This window comes from Pseudomonas petrae (assembly GCF_021728295.1).
In the GTDB taxonomy this organism is placed as follows: Bacteria; Pseudomonadota; Gammaproteobacteria; order Pseudomonadales; family Pseudomonadaceae; genus Aquipseudomonas; species Aquipseudomonas petrae.
The window spans coordinates 308966-325595 of the sequence record NZ_JAKJXE010000001.1 but is presented as its reverse complement, the minus strand read 5'-3'; the positions used below and the strand labels follow the sequence as shown (position 1 = coordinate 325595).

Sequence of the window (16630 nt, the reverse complement as noted above, 5' to 3'; positions counted from 1 at the left end):
TCAGCGATCACCTTCGCTGACCAGACAACCCAGATGCAACACGGCCTGACGCTGCAATCGCGCTGCCACCCTCGGGCTGTGAGTCACCATCAACAGGCTGGTGGTGCTGTCGGCGAGGAGGTCCAGCAACAGTTGCAGCACTTCATCGCTGGTGGCTTCGTCGAGGTTGCCGGTGGGTTCGTCAGCGAGCAGCAGGGCTGGGCGCGAGGCAAGGGCGCGGCCGATCGCGACGCGCTGTTGCTGACCGCCGGAAAGCTGCTCGGGGTAGCGCTTGAGCAGCGCGCCCAGGCCCAGCCGCTCGGTGAGTTCAGCCTGCCATTCTGGCTGATAGCGCCCGGCCAGACGCGCCTGGAATGCCAGGTTATCTTCGACCTTCAGGCTGCCGATGAGATTGAACTGCTGGAACACCAGACCGATTTCCGTGCGCCGCCAGTTAGCCAGTTGCGCTTCGTTCATCTGATCGAGACGCTGCCCGGCGACTTCGATGCTGCCCTTGTCCACATGGTCCAGTCCGGCCACCAGATGCAGAAGAGTGCTCTTGCCGCTGCCCGACTCACCCATCAACGCCAGACTGCCGCCCTGATCCAGTTGCAGGTCCACGCCACGCAAAACGGCCAGTGGGCCCTGGGCCGTGGCATAGCTCTTGAACACACCCTGGACTTGCAGCATCGACACGCACCTGATTGAAGGGATGGGCTGGAGGATAACGATTTGAGCGGAGCCAATGTAGCTGGCGAAACAGTGGATCTTCGGCACGACAAAGAAGTTGCGTCGGATAGCGGCGACGGGCGCTGGACACCCGATACCGCAGGCTTCTCTATTTCCCGCGAATCAGCCCTCGCAGCGCGAACCGGTTGGGGTGACAGGCTTCGGCCACGCTTCGCGGCAGAGGCAGGGGTTCGTCATCCAGCCAGGCGGCGATCAGTTCGCCGGACAGCGGCGCAGTGATCAGGCCCCGAGAGCCGTGACCGCTGTTTACGTACAGGCCATCGAGCCATGGGCATTCGGTATCCGGCGTCTGGCGCGCGTCCTTGCGCAGCACGGCGTACGTCTCAAGGAATGCCGCCCGGTCCGCCAGCGGCCCGACGATGGGCAGGTAATCCGGGCTGGTGCAGCGAAATGCGGCGCGACCTTGCAGGTCCTCGGCCGGCAAACCGTTGGCGTTCAGCCGCTCGGTCAGGTCCTCGGAGATCTCCCTCAGCAGTTCGAGATTGCCGAGATGTTCGGCCGTACTCGGCGTCAGGTCATCGCTGTTGAAGGCGAAACTCGCGCCCAGGGTGTGTTCGCCGCCGCGCGCGGGCGCCACGTAACCCTCGGCGCACACAACAGTCGTCAAAGCCTGGCTTTCGGGGGTCGCAGCCAGTCGGGTGATCTGCCCCCGAATACGTTTGAGTGGCAGGTCCGCGCTGGCGGGGAAGCGTTTGATCTCGGCTGCGCCCGCCAGCACCACGACGGGAGCGCAGGCCAACAGACGCTCGCCATCCCAGGCTTGCCACAGCACGCCGTCGCGCCGCAGCTCGATCACATCGTTGTGGGGCAGCAGTTGAATGTGGCTTGCGCTTGCCTGATCGCGACACAGCGCTGGCGGATGCACCCAGCCACCCTGCGGGTAAAACAAGCCGCCGCTCTTCAACACCACACCGGCCCGCGACTCGGCGTCAGCGCGGTCCAGCACATGCAGCAGATCGTCGGGGAACGCGGCAGCCAGTTGCGCCTGGCGCGCCTGCTCCTTCTCGTCGAAAGCCAGTTGCAGCACGCCGCAATCGTCCCAGTCGATGCCCCGTTGCAGGCGCTCCAGTAAACGTCGGGTGTGACCGAATCCGCTCAGGATCAGCTGCGACAACGGGGTGCCATGGGCCGACAGCTTCAGGTAGAGCACGCCTTGTGGATTGCCCGATGCCTCTTGCGCCAGGTCCCCATGACGCTCCAGCAGACTGACGTGCCAACCGCGCGCCGCCAGACTCGCCGCCGTGGCGCACCCGGCCAGCCCGGCGCCAATCACCAACGCTGTGCGAGGAGTGTCAAGTGAACGGGGCAGTAGACGAGGCAGTGAACGGGGCCGTGCAAACCAGGGCTTGGCGCGCGGAGGCGTTGGCACGTCTTCAGGCCAGCCGATGAAGCGGCCTTTCAGCACCTCCCACTTATGCCCGATCCCCGGCACGCGCTTCATTTTGAAACCGGCTGCGTTCAGTGCCCGGCGCACCCAGCCGGTGCTGGTAAACGTGCCGATGGTCGAGCCCGGTGCCGCCAGCCGCGCCAGCTCGGCGAACAGCTCGGGCGTCCACATTTCCGGGTTTTTCGCGGGCGCGAAACCGTCGAGGAACCACGCGTCGATCTGCCCGTCCAGTTGCGGCAGCATGTCCAGCGCGTCGCCGATCAGCAAGGTCAGCGTGACGCGGCCGCCCTCGAACACCAGCTGCTGGAAGCCCTGATGCACTGCCACATATTGCCCCAGCAACTGATCCGCTTGCTCCTTGAGCTCGGGCCACAAATTCAGCGCGCGCTCCAGGTCAGCACGGCTCAGCGGGTATTTTTCGACGCTCACGAAATGCAGGCGGGCGTCTGCCACTGCGCTGGTGTTGAACAGCTGCCAGGCACACAGGAAATTCAGCCCGGTACCAAAACCGGTTTCGCCAATCACCAGTCGACCGCCCGCCGGTAAGGCAGCAAAGCGCTCGGGCAGCTCGTTCTGGATCAGGAACACATGGCGGGTTTCATCCAGGCCCGATTCGGTCGAGAAATAAACGTCGGAAAACACCCGCGAATGCGGATTGCCGTGTTCGTCCCAGTCAATCTGGGCGTGGGCGATCTGGGCATCGGCGATCTGGGTGTGGTCAGTGGTGGTCATGTTCGGCTCGGAGCAGGCAAGGTGGCGATGTTACTCCAGCGTTCGGGGGGGGCGTGCACTACATATGTATGCCACTTTGCGGGTGCGTTCCTGTTTATCTATGCGCCTTTGATCACACGCAGAAACAAGGACGTAAAATGAACACCGCCAGTCAGGCTCTCACTCATACATTCATTCAGAACACGCTCCCCCACTGGTTCATCCAGGCCACGCCGGCCATGCGCGATGCCCTGCGTCAGGACATGACCCTCGCGCAGGCCGCCCGGGAAACTCTCAGTCAGGTTCTCCAGCGCATTCAGGACCTGCCGTCGTTTGCGCGGCCGTTGCTGGCGCAGGCCCTCGACGCCGAATTCGGACCGGGTCTCGATGTCGACCATGACCGCTTCTTCCACGCCAGATTCCAGCGCGACTGGCTGACAGGTCGTGCCTGGCCGGAGCGTTCCAGCATGCTGCCGCTGCTGGCCGCCGCCCTGCAAAATTTTGAAGCGGCCGAAGCGTCCGAGGCCGATCGAGAAAGCACATCGGCGATCCTTTGCGGCACGCCAGACACATCGGGCGAGCCGGAAGACGTTCATCCATTGAGTGTACGCCCCGGACGTTTCATCGAGCTGTGCCGCCGCCTTGACCTGGGCGGCCAGTATCAGCGGCATCTGCATCATGTGCTGCACCCTGTCGCGAGGCCGGACGCTCCTGGCAGCCTGGACAGCGATGACATCAAGGCGCGCATTATCGAGCACGCCCGTCTGGCCTTGCGGGTCGAGTGCCATATCGCACACCTTAAGGGCTCCATCGACGAGGCGCAGTACCAGAGGCTGCTGCAGGTTGACGCTTACGGGCCTGCCGATCAGGTTTCTAGCCTGCAACTGTTAGGCTGCCGGCTGCGCGACGCGTTGTTGTTCAGATCCGCGGATCAGACCCGTTGTGTGGTGTACCTGCCGGGTGAACCCGATGGTGCCATTCAGTCCTATGCCTCGCTGGAACATTTCACACAGGCGTTGCGGACCAAACTGCGCGCCGAGGTGTATCAGCGCTATTTCGACCGCTTCATTCCCCAGCGCAGCAAAGCGGCCTTCTTCAAGCGTCTGCACGAGCGCCTGGCGCCCCATGTCCTGCACAGCGTCGCCCGTGGCAAAGGCTTCCACCGACAGCTGATCAGCGTTTCTGAAGTGGATGAGAATGCATTTCTCGATCTGGAAGCCATCGAGGTGGGCGGCGAGCTGGGTGATGTTTTCTATCTTCATCTACTGCTCCGTTTAAAGGACGACGCTCGCGTGCTGGCGGTCCCCACCGACGACGAGGACCAGAAAACCCGCGACCAGCGCCTCGCTGAATGGCTGGGCTACGGCATGGATGCGCTGAATATTGCCGCGCTGTTCGTTCCCGGTCTGGGCGAAGTCATGACGGTCGTTGCGGGCGCGCAATTGCTCGACGAGACCTTCGAAGGCATTGAAGCGTGGCGCCATGGCGAGATGGATGAGGCGTTGGATCACTTGGGGACTGTCGCGCAAAACCTGGCATTCATGGGGGCGCTGGGTGTCGCGGGTGCGGTGACGGGCGCAATGGCCGCAGAATCCGCTGGGTCGCAGCCACCGTCGTTCATCAAACGCAGCGTTCCGGCCCGCAATGCTGCAGGTCGTCTACGCCTGACCGACGTGAGCGTGGCCTTGCGTCGTTTGCATCCGGAACTCGCGGACATCGACGACAAAGCCGTCAGCCGAATAATGGCAGTCAGCGGGGTGGACGAAGAACATCTGGCCGCGTTGCATATCGCCAATAAACCTGCGCCAGCAGCGTTGCTCGATACCGCCAGGCGTTTTCGCCTGAGTCAGCAGGCGGCAGACTCTGCCGAGGCCTTCAACATGGCTTATCTCGCCAGCGAGCAGTCGAACGACCCGCTGATTACCCTGCTCAGACGGGACTTTCCCTCCCTCACGTTGGCGGCAGGCCAAGAGCTGGTCGCTGAAACCGCCGGCGAACAGAAACTTGCCATGCTGGACTCTCAACGCCTCCCGCTCGAAGTGGCCGGAAAGGTCCGTGGGCATCTGCGTCAGACCCGCATGAACCGAGCGCTGGAAGGTTTTTTTCTGACGCCCGGCACGGCCAACGACGATCTCCAGCGCTTGACGTTGCGCAGCCTTGAAACATTCCCCGGATGGCCCGCTGATCTTCGCATCGAACTGAGGGATGGCAGCGCCACCGGGTCCTTGCTCGACAGCATCGGCGCCGAGAGTGCCACGCAATGCCGCGTGTTGATCAAGGGCGACAGGGGCTTTCAGGTAGGGGGCGCCGAGGAATCGGAGAAAAAAGCCAGCCTGTTTGCTGCGCTCTTGCGTGCGCTGCCCGAGAGCAGTCGCCAGGCGATGGGGTTCAACGATCTGGAAACGGGCGCACGGGCCTTCAAGCGCCGCATTTTCAATTGGGTCCGGTCGCAGCCGAAGTGGGCGGCCGAGCAGTTGGGGCAATGGACGTTACCGACCGGGTTCAGGCCGCCGCAGCGATTGCTTGACGGGCGCATCGGCTATCTACTCAGCGGCCGCGGATTGCCGGTGGCCGAGAGCGCGACTCATCAGCAATTGCTCCAGGCGATGGCGCACCTCTATCCGGAGAGCGTCGATATGACGTACCAGGTGCGTGACATGGCGCGGCGCGGGCGATCACTGGAGCAACTGCTGACCGCGACACGTGCCCGTGCCGTCGCCTACGACCAACTGCACATGAGCCTGATTGCCTGGGCAGAGGCCGACGATATAAGCGTGCTGCTCAACGACGGTGAACGTCTGGCGCGGCGCCGGGTGGCCAACGCATTGGGTCGGGCCTGGCGCTACAGCCATGATGATGCGCCGCGGGGTACGCGCTGGCTGACGCTGGAGTACCTGGCAATGCCGGAATTACCGCCGTTGCACAGCTTCTATGCAGAGATCACGCAGATTGAACTCAACAGCGTGCAATTTGATACGCCCGCTGCAAATGCGTTTCTGGCCAATTTCCCGAACATGACGCACTTGAACGTGCGCGGCAGCTTCACCGAACTTCCGGACGTGTTACCGCAGTTTCAATCTCTGCAGCACCTGTCACTGGAGCATATGCCGTGGCCGCTGGGCCAGTCCGCCATGGACACGCTGATGGATATCCCGGCGCTGAATTCCCTGAGTTTGGCGGGCAGCCAGTTGGGCGGGTTCACCGACACCAGCCGCCTGCGGCTGTCGACTCTTTGGCTTAATAACACGGGCCTCACGCAATGGCCGGAATGGACCCATTCGCTGGGTCTCGGCGAGCTGGACATCAGTGACAACCAGATCACCGAGATCGCGCCCGAAGTGATCGAAAACCCGATGGATGATGGCCGGCACACGGTGATCTACGCCTACAACAATCCGCTCAGCCACCAGGCGCTCGAAGATTACTGGCGCAACGACACCGGCTACGGTCATCGCTATCAGCTCGATTACGACTTTCCCGAAGACATCCGCGAGATCCACGTCGAAGGCGAGCCGATGGACACAGACTCTGAGGCATCGGACGACGAACCCGAGTCTCATGGTCACCGCGCGGGCTCAAGCGGCGGCGCTCCCGTACCCTCGGCGCAAACGTGGTTGCGCCCTGGTGAGGATGTGCTGAATCAGCGGTTGCTGGCGGCGTGGGCCCAGGTCGAACAGGCCGCCGATGCGCCTCATTTGCTGGTGTTGTTGCAGCGTCTGAGAGAAACCCCGGACTTCCGCCAGTTCCACGCCGAGCTTGCCAGTGAGGTGCTCACCGTTCTGGAAATAGCCGGGCAGGATGCCGTGTTGCGGGGGCAGATCGAAATCATGGCCAACGATCGTCTGTTTGGCGCCAACCAGACCTGCCAGGACGGCGCACGCCTGATCTTCAGTGATATTCAGGTCGCTGTTTACAGCCATGGATCGCTGCTGGGCGTTGCCGAAAGCCAGCGCACGGACGCGTTGCTGGGTGTCCTCCGTCAACTTTTTCGCCTCAACGAGGTGCAGGCCATTGCCGATGAGGAGATCGCACGGCGGCAAAGCCTGGGCATGCCGCTGGATCACGCCGAGGTGCGACTGGCCTACCGAGTCGGGCTGGCGGAGGAGCTCGGTCTCCCCGGTCAGCCTTATCGCATGGTATGGGCGCGCCTGGCGGCTGTAGATCGTGGTGCGTTGCTGGACGCTCGACGCCGTGTGCTTGAAGCGGAGCGCGGCCCGGCTTTCCTGCAATTTGCCGTCAGCAATCAGCAGTGGAATGCGCGACTTCGATCCGGCCACGAGGCAGGTCTGGCTTCGGCAACCGCCTCGGTGCGCACCCGCATGGCGGCGCTGGAAGAACATCCGCCAGTTGATCCCGACGAGTACCACCGACAGGGCCTGGCGTTGATCGCCGAGCGCGAGGCGGCCGAAGCGTTGATGCTCACGCAGTTGACGGATCTGTACCGCGCGGGCTGGTAACCCGCTCATTGAGGTGGCTGCGCCATGCCGCCGCCTCGGTGTTACCTGCAACCGAATGTTTCTCGCTGCAGTGATCCATCGCAGCGATTGGCGGTCATAACCTGCATCGGCGCTGTCTGCCGCCTGCTAGTCTTGACCGATCCTGAAGGGAGCCCTGCATGTTCGAATCCGCTGAAATCGGCCACACCATCGACGACGAAACCTACGACGCTGAAGTCCCGGCCCTGCGCGAGGCGCTGCTGGAGGCTCAGTACGAACTGCATGAGCAAGGCAAGCGCCAGATCATCGTGCTGATCAATGGCATCGAGGGCGCCGGCAAGGGTGAAACCGTCAAGCTGCTCAACGACTGGATGGACCCGCGCTACATAGAAGTGCGCACTTTCGATCAGCGAACCGATGAAGAGCTGGCCCATCCGCCTGTCTGGCGTTACTGGCGGCAGCTGCCGCCGAAGGGACGGATCGGCGTGTTCTTCGGGAACTGGTACAGCCAGATGATCCAGGGCCGGGTGCACAAGCGGTTCAAGGACCCGGTGCTGGACCAGGCCATCAACGGCGCCGAGCGACTGGAAAAGATGCTGGTCGATGAAGGCGCAGTGATCTTCAAATTCTGGTTTCACCTGTCCAAGCGGCAGATGAAGCTGCGCCTCAAAACCCTCAAGGATGACCCGCTGCACAGTTGGCGGATCAGCCCGCTGGACTGGCAGCAATCGAAGACCTACGACCGGTTCGTGCGCTTCGGTGAGCGCGTGCTGCGGCGCACCAGTCGCGACTACGCACCCTGGCACGTCATCGAAGGCGTCGACCCGAACTATCGCAGTCTGACCGTCGGCCGGCTGCTGCTCGAAGGTTTGCAAAACGCCCTGAAGACGCCTGAAGGGGCGACCCATCTTGTCGGACTCGGCCCTTTGCCCAACAACAGCAACGAGCTGAGCCTGCTCGATAACCTCGACATGACCCTCGCACTTGAAAAGGGCGATTACGACGAGCAACTGATCACCGAGCAGGCGCGGCTTTCCGGGCTCATGCGCGACAAGCGCATGCGCCGTCACGCACTGGTGGCGGTGTTTGAAGGCAACGATGCAGCGGGCAAGGGCGGTGCGATCAAACGTGTCGCCGGAGCTCTCGATCCAAGGCAGTACCACATCGTGCCAATCGCCGCGCCCAGTCAGGACGAACTGGCTCAGCCTTATTTGTGGAGGTTCTGGCGGCAGATTCCAGCGCGGGGAAAATTCACCGTCTTTGATCGTTCATGGTATGGACGTGTGCTGGTCGAGCGGGTCGAAGGCTTTTGCTCCGAGGCAGACTGGTTGAGGGCTTACAGCGAGATCAACGACTTCGAAGAGCAGCTGACGGACTTTGGCATCGTGGTGGTGAAGTTCTGGCTGGCGATCGACGACAAAACCCAGCTGGAGCGTTTTCAGGCGCGGGAGAAAATACCGTTCAAGCGCCACAAGATCACTGAGGATGACTGGCGCAACCGCAGCAAGTGGCCGCTTTACCGCGAGGCGGTGGGCGACATGGTGGATCGCACCAGCACTGAAATCGCCCCGTGGACGCTGGTCGAGGCCAACGACAAACGCTGGGCGCGGGTCAAGGTACTGCGCACGATCAATGAAGCGATCGAGGCGGCATTCAAGAAGAGTGACAAGAAACACAAGTAGCGGGGAAGGGGACGTACGAGCCGGAGTCGGCTCGTACGTGTCTCGCTCGGTGACGGCGGGGCTATATAGTCGAGCTTAGTGATGGCGAGGCTTGAGGATCGCCGGTTTTTCGTCCGGGGCTTGCAGCAGCAGATACAGCGCGGTCAGCGCTTCCGGGATCTGCACGATCATGTCGTCCATCAGGTTGGCGTCGGCGGCGATGTCGGCGAACTCTGGTTGTTCATCGAACAGACCGGAGCCGACCATGATCGGCAGCAGCATCTCGCTGACTTCCTCTTCGTCGTTTTCGAACCAGGCGGATTCGCGCAGGAACACGCCTTCCATGAAGCCGATGCACCAGCCGCGTAGCTCGGAGTCATCGGGGTCATCGCCCAGGTCCAGATCGCAAGGCAATTCGAACTCTTCGTCTGACGCCAGCTGGCGAGCGATGTGGGCCTTGAGCTGGATTAGGGTGGCTTCGATTTCCTCTTCCTGCGCCTTGTCGGCGTAGTGCGGCGGCTCGGCAAACAGTGCGTCGATCCACTCGCGATCCGGCACGGTTTCGGCGCAAGTGGACAGCGCGGTCAGATAGCCGTGGGCGGCTACGTAGTCCAGCGCTTCGTCATGCAGCTCATCGGCATCGAGGAAGGCTTGCAGGCGGTGTAATTGCTCAGCGAAGGACATTGACAAACTACCTTGGGAATAAACGATGCCGAATTCTAGGCCCTGAGGGCGCCCGGCGCCAGCGGCGAGGCCACTGAAATCGGTATTCCGGTTAATTTCGACCGCCGGTGTCACCGCTGTCCAATCTGTCGGGGCGCTCCGGTATACTGCCGCGCTTTGCGATTTCCACAGCGATTCTCGACCGCTGTTGCGGCACCATCCGGGGTATTTATGCTCGACCAGGCTCAACGCGTACTTAAAGACATCTTCGGCTACGACAGCTTCCGTGGTCGCCAGGGTGCCATTATCGAGCGCGTGGCCAGTGGCGGTGATGCATTGGTGCTGATGCCCACCGGCGGCGGCAAATCCCTGTGTTTCCAGGTGCCGGGCTTGTTGCGCGACGGCCTCGCGGTCGTGGTTTCGCCGCTCATTGCGTTGATGGACGATCAGGTCGCAACGCTGGAAGAACTCGGTGTTTCAGCCGCCGCGCTCAACTCCACGCTCAGCGCCGAGCAGCAGCGCGACCTCGCCAACCGCATTCGTCTGGGCGAAATCAAGATGCTGTACCTGGCGCCGGAGCGTCTGGTTCAGCCGCGCATGCTGTCGTTTTTGCAGAACCTCAAGATCGCCCTGTTCGCCATCGATGAAGCCCACTGCGTGTCGCAATGGGGTCACGATTTCCGTCCTGAATACCTGCAGCTGGGGCAACTGGCCGAGCTGTTTCCGGACGTGCCGCGCATCGCCCTGACCGCCACGGCCGACAAGCGCACCCGCGAGGAAATCGTCGAGCGTCTGCACCTGCAGAACGCCGAGCGCTTCCTGTCGAGCTTCGACCGCCCCAATATTTTTTACCGCATCGTGCCCAAGGAACAGCCGCGCAAGCAGTTGCTGGCGTTTCTGTCCGAGCGGCGCAGCGACGCCGGCATCGTCTATTGCCTTTCGCGCAAGAAGGTCGAAGAGACCGCAGCGTTCCTCAGCGACAACGGCTACCCGGCGCTGCCCTACCACGCGGGTTTGCCCATCGAGACGCGCTCCAGCAATCAACGGCGCTTCCTTAATGAGGAAGGCCTGATCATGGTCGCCACGATTGCGTTTGGCATGGGCATCGATAAGCCCAACGTACGGTTCGTTGCGCACATGGATCTGCCCAAGTCGCTGGAAGCCTATTACCAGGAGACTGGCCGCGCAGGGCGCGACGGTCTGCCGGCCGATGCGTGGATGGCGTACGGTCTGCAAGATGTGCTGATGCTCAAGCAGATGCTGCAGAATTCCGAAGGTGACGAGCGCCACAAGCGCGTCGAACAGCACAAGCTCGACGCGATGCTGGCGCTGTGTGAAGAGACCCGCTGCCGACGTCAGTCGCTGCTCGCCTACTTCGACGAAATCATGCCCAACCCCTGTGGGCATTGCGACAACTGCGTCGACGGCGTGCAGACCTGGGACGCCACCGAGCCTGCGAGACAGGCGCTTTCAGCGATCTACCGGACCGGGCAGCGCTATGGCGTGGGGCATCTGGTCGACGTATTGCTGGGCAAGGAAAACGACAAGGTGCAGAGCTTCGGTCATCAGAAGCTCGCGGTGTTCGGTGTCGGCAAGAGCCGCAGCGAAGGCGAGTGGCGTTCATTGTTCCGGCAGCTGGTGGCGCGCGGTCTTGCCGACATTGACCTGGAAGGCTACGGCGGCTTGCGTCTGAGCGACACGTGCCGGCCGCTGTTGCGTGGCGAGGTCACTTTGCAGCTGCGCCGTGACCTGAAACCGCAGACCACAGCGAAAGCCTCCGGCAGCCCGGCGAGCCAGCTGGTGCGCGGCGAAGAGCGCGAACAGTGGGAAGCGCTGCGCACATTGCGGCGCAAGCTGGCGGAAGAACATGGCGTGCCGCCTTACGTCATCTTCCCGGATTCGACCTTGCTGGAAATGCTCCGCAGCCAGCCAGGGACCATGGCTGAAATGGGCCGGGTCAGCGGCGTCGGCGCTCGCAAGCTCGAGCGTTACGGCGAGGCGTTCCTCGAAGTGCTCGGCGGCGCTGCACCGGCGCCGCGTGTGGTCGCCGATGTGCGGCATGAGCTCATCAGCCTCGCCCGCGCCGGCATGACCCCGATGCAAATCGCCGGGCAACTGCAATGCTCGGAGAAGAACGTCTACACGATGCTGGCCGAAGCGATTGGCAAACAGCAGCTTTCACTGGATCAGGCGCTGGACTTGCCCGAAGACCTGATGACCGAGATTCAGGACGCGTTCCTCGATGGCGAAGGCGAACTGCCCCCTGTCGCCGCCATCGCCGAGCTGTTCACCGGGCGCGTTCCCGAAGGCGTGCTGTATTGCGTGCGGGCGGCGTTGCAGTCTGAGTTCGAGGTCTAACCCGCCGCAATCTGAATTAATCCCAAGGCATACCCGCCGCATCCCGGCACCTCTCAGCCACTGCGACGAATCACCACGTCCAGGCGCTTGCCTCATCCCGGGCTCCATGGTTAGCTGCCTATTAATTAGGAATTGCCTTTAACTATCGAGTTACCTATGCCGTTAACCGAAGAACACCGCTTTGGCATGCAGCTGGCCCATATGTCCCGGGGCTGGCGTGCGGAGCTGGATCGCCGGCTGGCTGATCTGGGATTGTCCCAGGCGCGCTGGCTGGTTTTACTGCATCTGGCCCGATTCAAAACGCCGCCGACCCAGCGTGAACTGGCCCAGAGCGTGGGCGTTGAAGGGCCGACCCTGGCCCGGTTGCTGGACAGTCTGGAAAATCAGGGGCTGGTGCTTCGGCAGGCGGTGCTTGAAGATCGTCGGGCGAAAAAGATCGTCCTCTGCGACACCGCGCGGCCGCTGATCGAGCAAATCGAAACCATTGCTACCGCCTTGCGCCACGAGTTGTTTGCCGGGATCGACGAAGAAGAACTGCACCTGTGCATGCGCGTTCATTCGAAAATCCTGGCCAATCTTGAAAAATCCTGAAAACCGCGCGAACGCCCGCGACAAATACATTGATGCGGGCGAAACATCCTGTTCTATTTGCACCCATACTGATGCTGCCCGGATGACGTGTCCGGGCGTACCGAATGTGCAGGGAAGCCTGCCTCGTCTTCAAAAGGGTTCGCATGCTGAAGAGTTTTCAGGCCGGTAGTCGTCGCGAAGGAGGTGCCCCCCTTCGCGTTCAGTCAGGTCTTCGTTCGGGTTTGCTCGCCATTGGGCTCGCCTCGGCCGCGTTGCTGCACAGCTCCGTGGCGGCGGCGCTCGGTCTGGGCGAAATCAGCCTGCATTCTGCCCTTGGGCAACCTTTCAACGCCGATATCGAATTGATTGAAGCGGGTGGGCTGAGTCCCGAAGAAATCGTCGTCGGGCTCGCGCCGCCCGAGGCCTTCGCCAAGGCTGGCGTGGAGCGCGTCTTTTTTCTCAACGACCTGCGGTTCACCCCGGTGATCCGTGGCAACCGCAGTGTGATTCACATCGAATCGCACAAGGCGGTCACCGAGCCGTATCTGAATTTCCTCGTCAGGCTGGTACGGCCGAACGGCGACCAGCTGCATGAATACACTGTGCTGCTTGATCCGCCGACATCGCCGACAGGACTTGCCGCGACGCGCAGCCGTACTCAATCGCCAGCCGCCAGCGCGAAGAATGACGAGTCGCGTCTGCCGGTCGCGCCGCCTCAGGCTCGACAAGGCAAGCATTACACGGTTGTGTCCGGCGACACACTGGCGGGTATTGCCCGTCAGGTACAGGCGCCGGGCAGCAAGGCCTCTTCTGCTGAGTTGATAAAAGGTGTGGTGGCGCTCAACCCGCAAGCGTTTCCCAATGGCGAGCGCAGCCAGCTGAAGGTCGGTCAGAGCCTGTTGCTGCCGGACAACGCCGTTGAACCGAAGACCGCCAATGCGCCTGCCGTTGCAGGTAGCAACACTTCGGCTGCAGACTTCCCCCCGCCGTCTACGCCGGAGAACCAGAACGCCGTCGAACAGTTGTCGGCGACGGCGCTGGAAAACCAGCAGTTGAACAAGACGCTGGATGAGCTCAAGCAGCAAGTCCAGACGTCCACCGTCGAAGAGGCCGACAAGGACAAGCAGATCATCGAACTGCAGACCCAACTCGCCGAAGTCAAGGCGCAATCGGCCAAGCCTGCGCCAGTTGCTCCTGTCTCTTCGGCGGTGGCGACGGCGACGCCCGCTGCAACGCCAGCTCCGACAGCCACGCCCGTACAAGCGCCGACGCCGGTACCGGTTGTCGCTGAGGACGACTTTCCCTGGACGTCGGTCCTGGCAGCGCTGTTGGTGATATTGCTGCTCCTCGCGCTGGCCTGGTCGGTGCGCCGCAACCGGATCAAAAATCAGCTGGCCCTCGAGCCCGTGCCGGTGGAGCCGGTGGTCAGGTCCGCCGCGACGGTTACGCCAGTCTTCGAAGTGCCGGCCGTCACCGCTGCGCGTCCGGCCTCGTCAGCGCCTGCCGGCCAACGCCTGGCCGGTGCCGCCACCGACGCGCTGGATGGCGCGAGCATTTACATCGCCTACGGTCGCTTCGCTGAAGCGCTCGCCATTCTGCGCGATGCGCTGGACAAACAACCCGAGCGCACCGATGTTCGCCTGCGCGTCCTCGAGCTGCTCGGTGAGCAGGGCGACGTGGACGCGTATGACGAGGAAGAAAGGGTTCTCCTGAACCAGGGCGTCGATGCGCAGAAGCTCCAGGACATCCGCAATCGTTACCCGAAACTGAAGCCCGAGCCCGCTGCTCCCGAAGCGCCGTCCGCGCCAGTCGCGTCGCCTCCCATGACCTCGGCGGCAGCCCCTGCAGCGGCGCTGGGTGCAGCCGCGGTGCTGGCCAGTCAAACAGCCTCGGCCAGTCAAGCGTCAGACGACCATCCAGAGCTCGGCTTGGCGGAGCCCGCCCAGTTGGACAAAAGTGCGGCCGCGTCGCTGAACCCGGTTGACCCAGCCGACGATTTCCAGCTCAACCTCGATGACCTCTCCATGGACGCCGACTGGGATCTGGTCGATCCGTTCGACAGCACGCCCGCGCCCCGCAAGCCTGCGCCTGCACCCGAAGCCGAACCCGAAGTCGACATGTCGTTCTCGTCCGACCTCACGCAACTGCCCGAGGTCTTCGAAATGCCGGAAGAGCAGTTCCTCAGCGATTTCGCCGAAGAGGAAACGCCGCCGGAAATGGACGTGCAGTTCGAGCCGGGTCCGGCAGCCATCGTGCAGAGCAACAGCGATTTGCTGGACGACGCTTTTCTCGACAGCTTCATGATCGAGGAGGGCGGCTTCGATTTGCTGAGTCTGGACGAAGAGCCGCTGAGCAAGATCAATGAAGCGCAGGTGCTGATTGATGAAGGCAACGTCGACGAGGCCCGTCGGCTGTTGCAGGAAGTGATCGACGGCTCCGACGACGGCCCGCAGCAAACGGCCCGTGATTTGCTGGCCGGGTTGGGCTGACCGATGTCCGCCAAGCCTGAAATCACCATCACCTACTGCACGCAATGCCAATGGCTGTTGCGCGCCGCCTGGCTGGCTCAGGAGTTGTTGAGCACCTTCACCGATGACCTCGGCAAGGTGTCGTTGATCCCGGGCACCGGCGGCGTGTTCCGCATCACCTGCGATGACGTGCAGATCTGGGAGCGCAAGACCGACGGCGGGTTTCCCGAGGCCAAGATTCTCAAGCAGCGCGTGCGCGACCAGATCGATCCTGCCCGGGACCTTGGGCACAACGATCGTCACGCTAGCCTGGACACCTGAACGCGCATGGGCCACGGGTTTCGCAAAGTGTTAACCGATATGTCGTGTCATCAAAGCTAAACACAGCCGTCATGTTCATATCACCGACCGCGTCCACGCTTGGGGAAACCAAAGTGGAGGTGGTCCATGAGCATTGCCGAGAACGTGAAACCCGGTCGTAAACAACGTGTCCGGACCTTGTGGATCTCCGACGTGCATCTGGGCACCCGCGACTGCCAGGCCGAACACCTCTCCGGATTTCTCAAGCAATACCATGCCGACAAGGTGTACCTGGTCGGCGACATTATTGACGGATGGAAGATGCGCGGCGGCATGTACTGGCCACAAGCGCACACCAACGTCATCCGCCGCCTGCTGACCATGAGCAAGCGCGGCACCGAAGTCATCTACGTCACCGGCAACCACGACGAATTCCTCCGACGCTATTCAAAACTCATTCTGGGCAACATCCAGCTGGTCGACGAAGCCGTGCACCTGACCGCCGATGGTCGTCGTCTGCTGGTGATCCACGGTGACCAGTTCGACGTGATCACTCGCTACCACCGATGGCTGGCCTTTCTTGGCGATTCGGCTTACGAATTCACCCTGACCCTCAATCGCTGGCTCAACCACTGGCGCGCCAAATACGGCTACGGCTATTGGTCGCTGTCTGCCTACCTGAAGCACAAGGTCAAGACTGCGGTGAGTTTCATCAGCGACTTCGAGGAAGCCATCGCCCATGAGTGCGTGAAGCGAGGGTTGGACGGCGTGGTGTGCGGGCACATTCACCACGCCGAAATCCGTCAGGTGAGCGGCGTGGAATACCTCAACTGTGGCGACTGGGTGGAGTCCTGCACCGCCTTGATCGAACACTGGGACGGCACGATCGAGCTGTTCCGACTGGCCGATGCCCACGTCAAAGTCAAAAGCCCGCAAGCACCGCAGCCAGTGGGCGAGACGGTCTGAGCGCCGGCAGCCTTTTGCTCAAAGGGTGCGGGAGCAGGGCGTCACAAGCGACGCCGATAAGTGCCGGTCAAAACGGCACTTTGCCACTGAGCATGTCCTTGTACATGACGAAATCGCCGAGCAGGCTGTAGAACGGATGCTTGAACGTGGCCGGACGGTTCTTCTCGAAAAAGAAGTGGCCGACCCAGGCGAAGGTGTAGCCCGCCAGCGGCAAGACCCACAACAATGTCCAGTTAGCGCTGAGCACGGCGAATGCCAGAATCAGGATGACCAGACTCGTGCCGATGAAATGCAAACGGCGGCAGGTGCTGTCGCGATGCTCATGCAGGTAATACGGGTAGAAGTCTGCGAATCGGTCGAAACTCTTCAGTGTTTCCACAA

Annotated in this window: 11 protein-coding genes; 7 read left to right on the top strand and 4 right to left on the bottom strand. The window is 62.2% G+C overall.

Annotation, left to right across the window (positions count from 1 at the left end):
- Complete coding sequence (locus tag L4G42_RS01385) at positions 1–669, bottom strand: ABC transporter ATP-binding protein (RefSeq protein ID WP_237250476.1); 669 nt, start codon at positions 667–669, stop codon at positions 1–3.
- A 148-nt stretch (positions 670–817) separates the two neighbouring features.
- Positions 818–2848, bottom strand: a complete 2031-nt coding sequence (gene mnmC / locus L4G42_RS01380) for a bifunctional tRNA (5-methylaminomethyl-2-thiouridine)(34)-methyltransferase MnmC2/FAD-dependent 5-carboxymethylaminomethyl-2-thiouridine(34) oxidoreductase MnmC1 (protein ID WP_237250477.1) — start codon at positions 2846–2848, stop codon at positions 818–820.
- Between the two features lie 137 nt (positions 2849–2985).
- Between mnmC and L4G42_RS01375 the strand changes: the two genes are divergently transcribed.
- Positions 2986–7284 (top strand): dermonecrotic toxin domain-containing protein, encoded by a 4299-nt coding sequence (locus L4G42_RS01375; protein ID WP_237250478.1) that lies wholly within the window; start codon positions 2986–2988, stop codon positions 7282–7284.
- A 158-nt stretch (positions 7285–7442) separates the two neighbouring features.
- The gene (pap, locus tag L4G42_RS01370; RefSeq protein ID WP_237250479.1) at positions 7443–8945 is read left to right on the top strand and encodes a polyphosphate:AMP phosphotransferase; all 1503 of its coding nucleotides are present in this window, start codon (positions 7443–7445) and stop codon (positions 8943–8945) included.
- Positions 8946–9020: 75 nt separating this feature from the next.
- On the opposite strand, the gene L4G42_RS01365 is transcribed toward pap, so the two are convergent.
- Positions 9021–9608: a UPF0149 family protein gene (locus L4G42_RS01365; RefSeq protein WP_237250480.1), complete on the bottom strand. Its 588-nt coding sequence runs from the start codon at positions 9606–9608 to the stop codon at positions 9021–9023.
- A gap of 210 nt (positions 9609–9818) precedes the next feature.
- Between L4G42_RS01365 and recQ the strand changes: the two genes are divergently transcribed.
- The 5 genes from recQ to L4G42_RS01340 all read left to right on the top strand — a co-directional run bounded on the left by recQ (position 9819) and on the right by L4G42_RS01340 (position 16249).
- A complete protein-coding gene (recQ, locus tag L4G42_RS01360; protein ID WP_237250481.1) occupies positions 9819–11945 on the top strand; it encodes a DNA helicase RecQ in 2127 nt (708 codons plus the stop codon).
- Positions 11946–12101: 156 nt separating this feature from the next.
- Positions 12102–12536 (top strand): MarR family transcriptional regulator, encoded by a 435-nt coding sequence (locus L4G42_RS01355; RefSeq protein WP_237250482.1) that lies wholly within the window; start codon positions 12102–12104, stop codon positions 12534–12536.
- Between the two features lie 221 nt (positions 12537–12757).
- Positions 12758–15004, top strand: a complete 2247-nt coding sequence (locus L4G42_RS01350) for a FimV/HubP family polar landmark protein (protein WP_237260453.1) — start codon at positions 12758–12760, stop codon at positions 15002–15004.
- A gap of 3 nt (positions 15005–15007) precedes the next feature.
- Positions 15008–15304 carry an Rdx family protein gene (locus L4G42_RS01345; protein WP_237250484.1) on the top strand — a complete coding sequence of 99 codons (297 nt, stop codon included), beginning with the start codon at positions 15008–15010 and terminating at the stop codon, positions 15302–15304.
- Positions 15305–15430: 126 nt separating this feature from the next.
- A complete protein-coding gene (locus tag L4G42_RS01340) occupies positions 15431–16249 on the top strand; it encodes a UDP-2,3-diacylglucosamine diphosphatase (RefSeq protein WP_237250485.1) in 819 nt (272 codons plus the stop codon).
- 67 nt (positions 16250–16316) lie between these two features.
- On the opposite strand, the gene L4G42_RS01335 is transcribed toward L4G42_RS01340, so the two are convergent.
- A complete protein-coding gene (locus L4G42_RS01335; protein WP_237250486.1) occupies positions 16317–16628 on the bottom strand; it encodes an Mpo1-like protein in 312 nt (103 codons plus the stop codon).
- Positions 16629–16630: the final 2 nt, after the last annotated feature.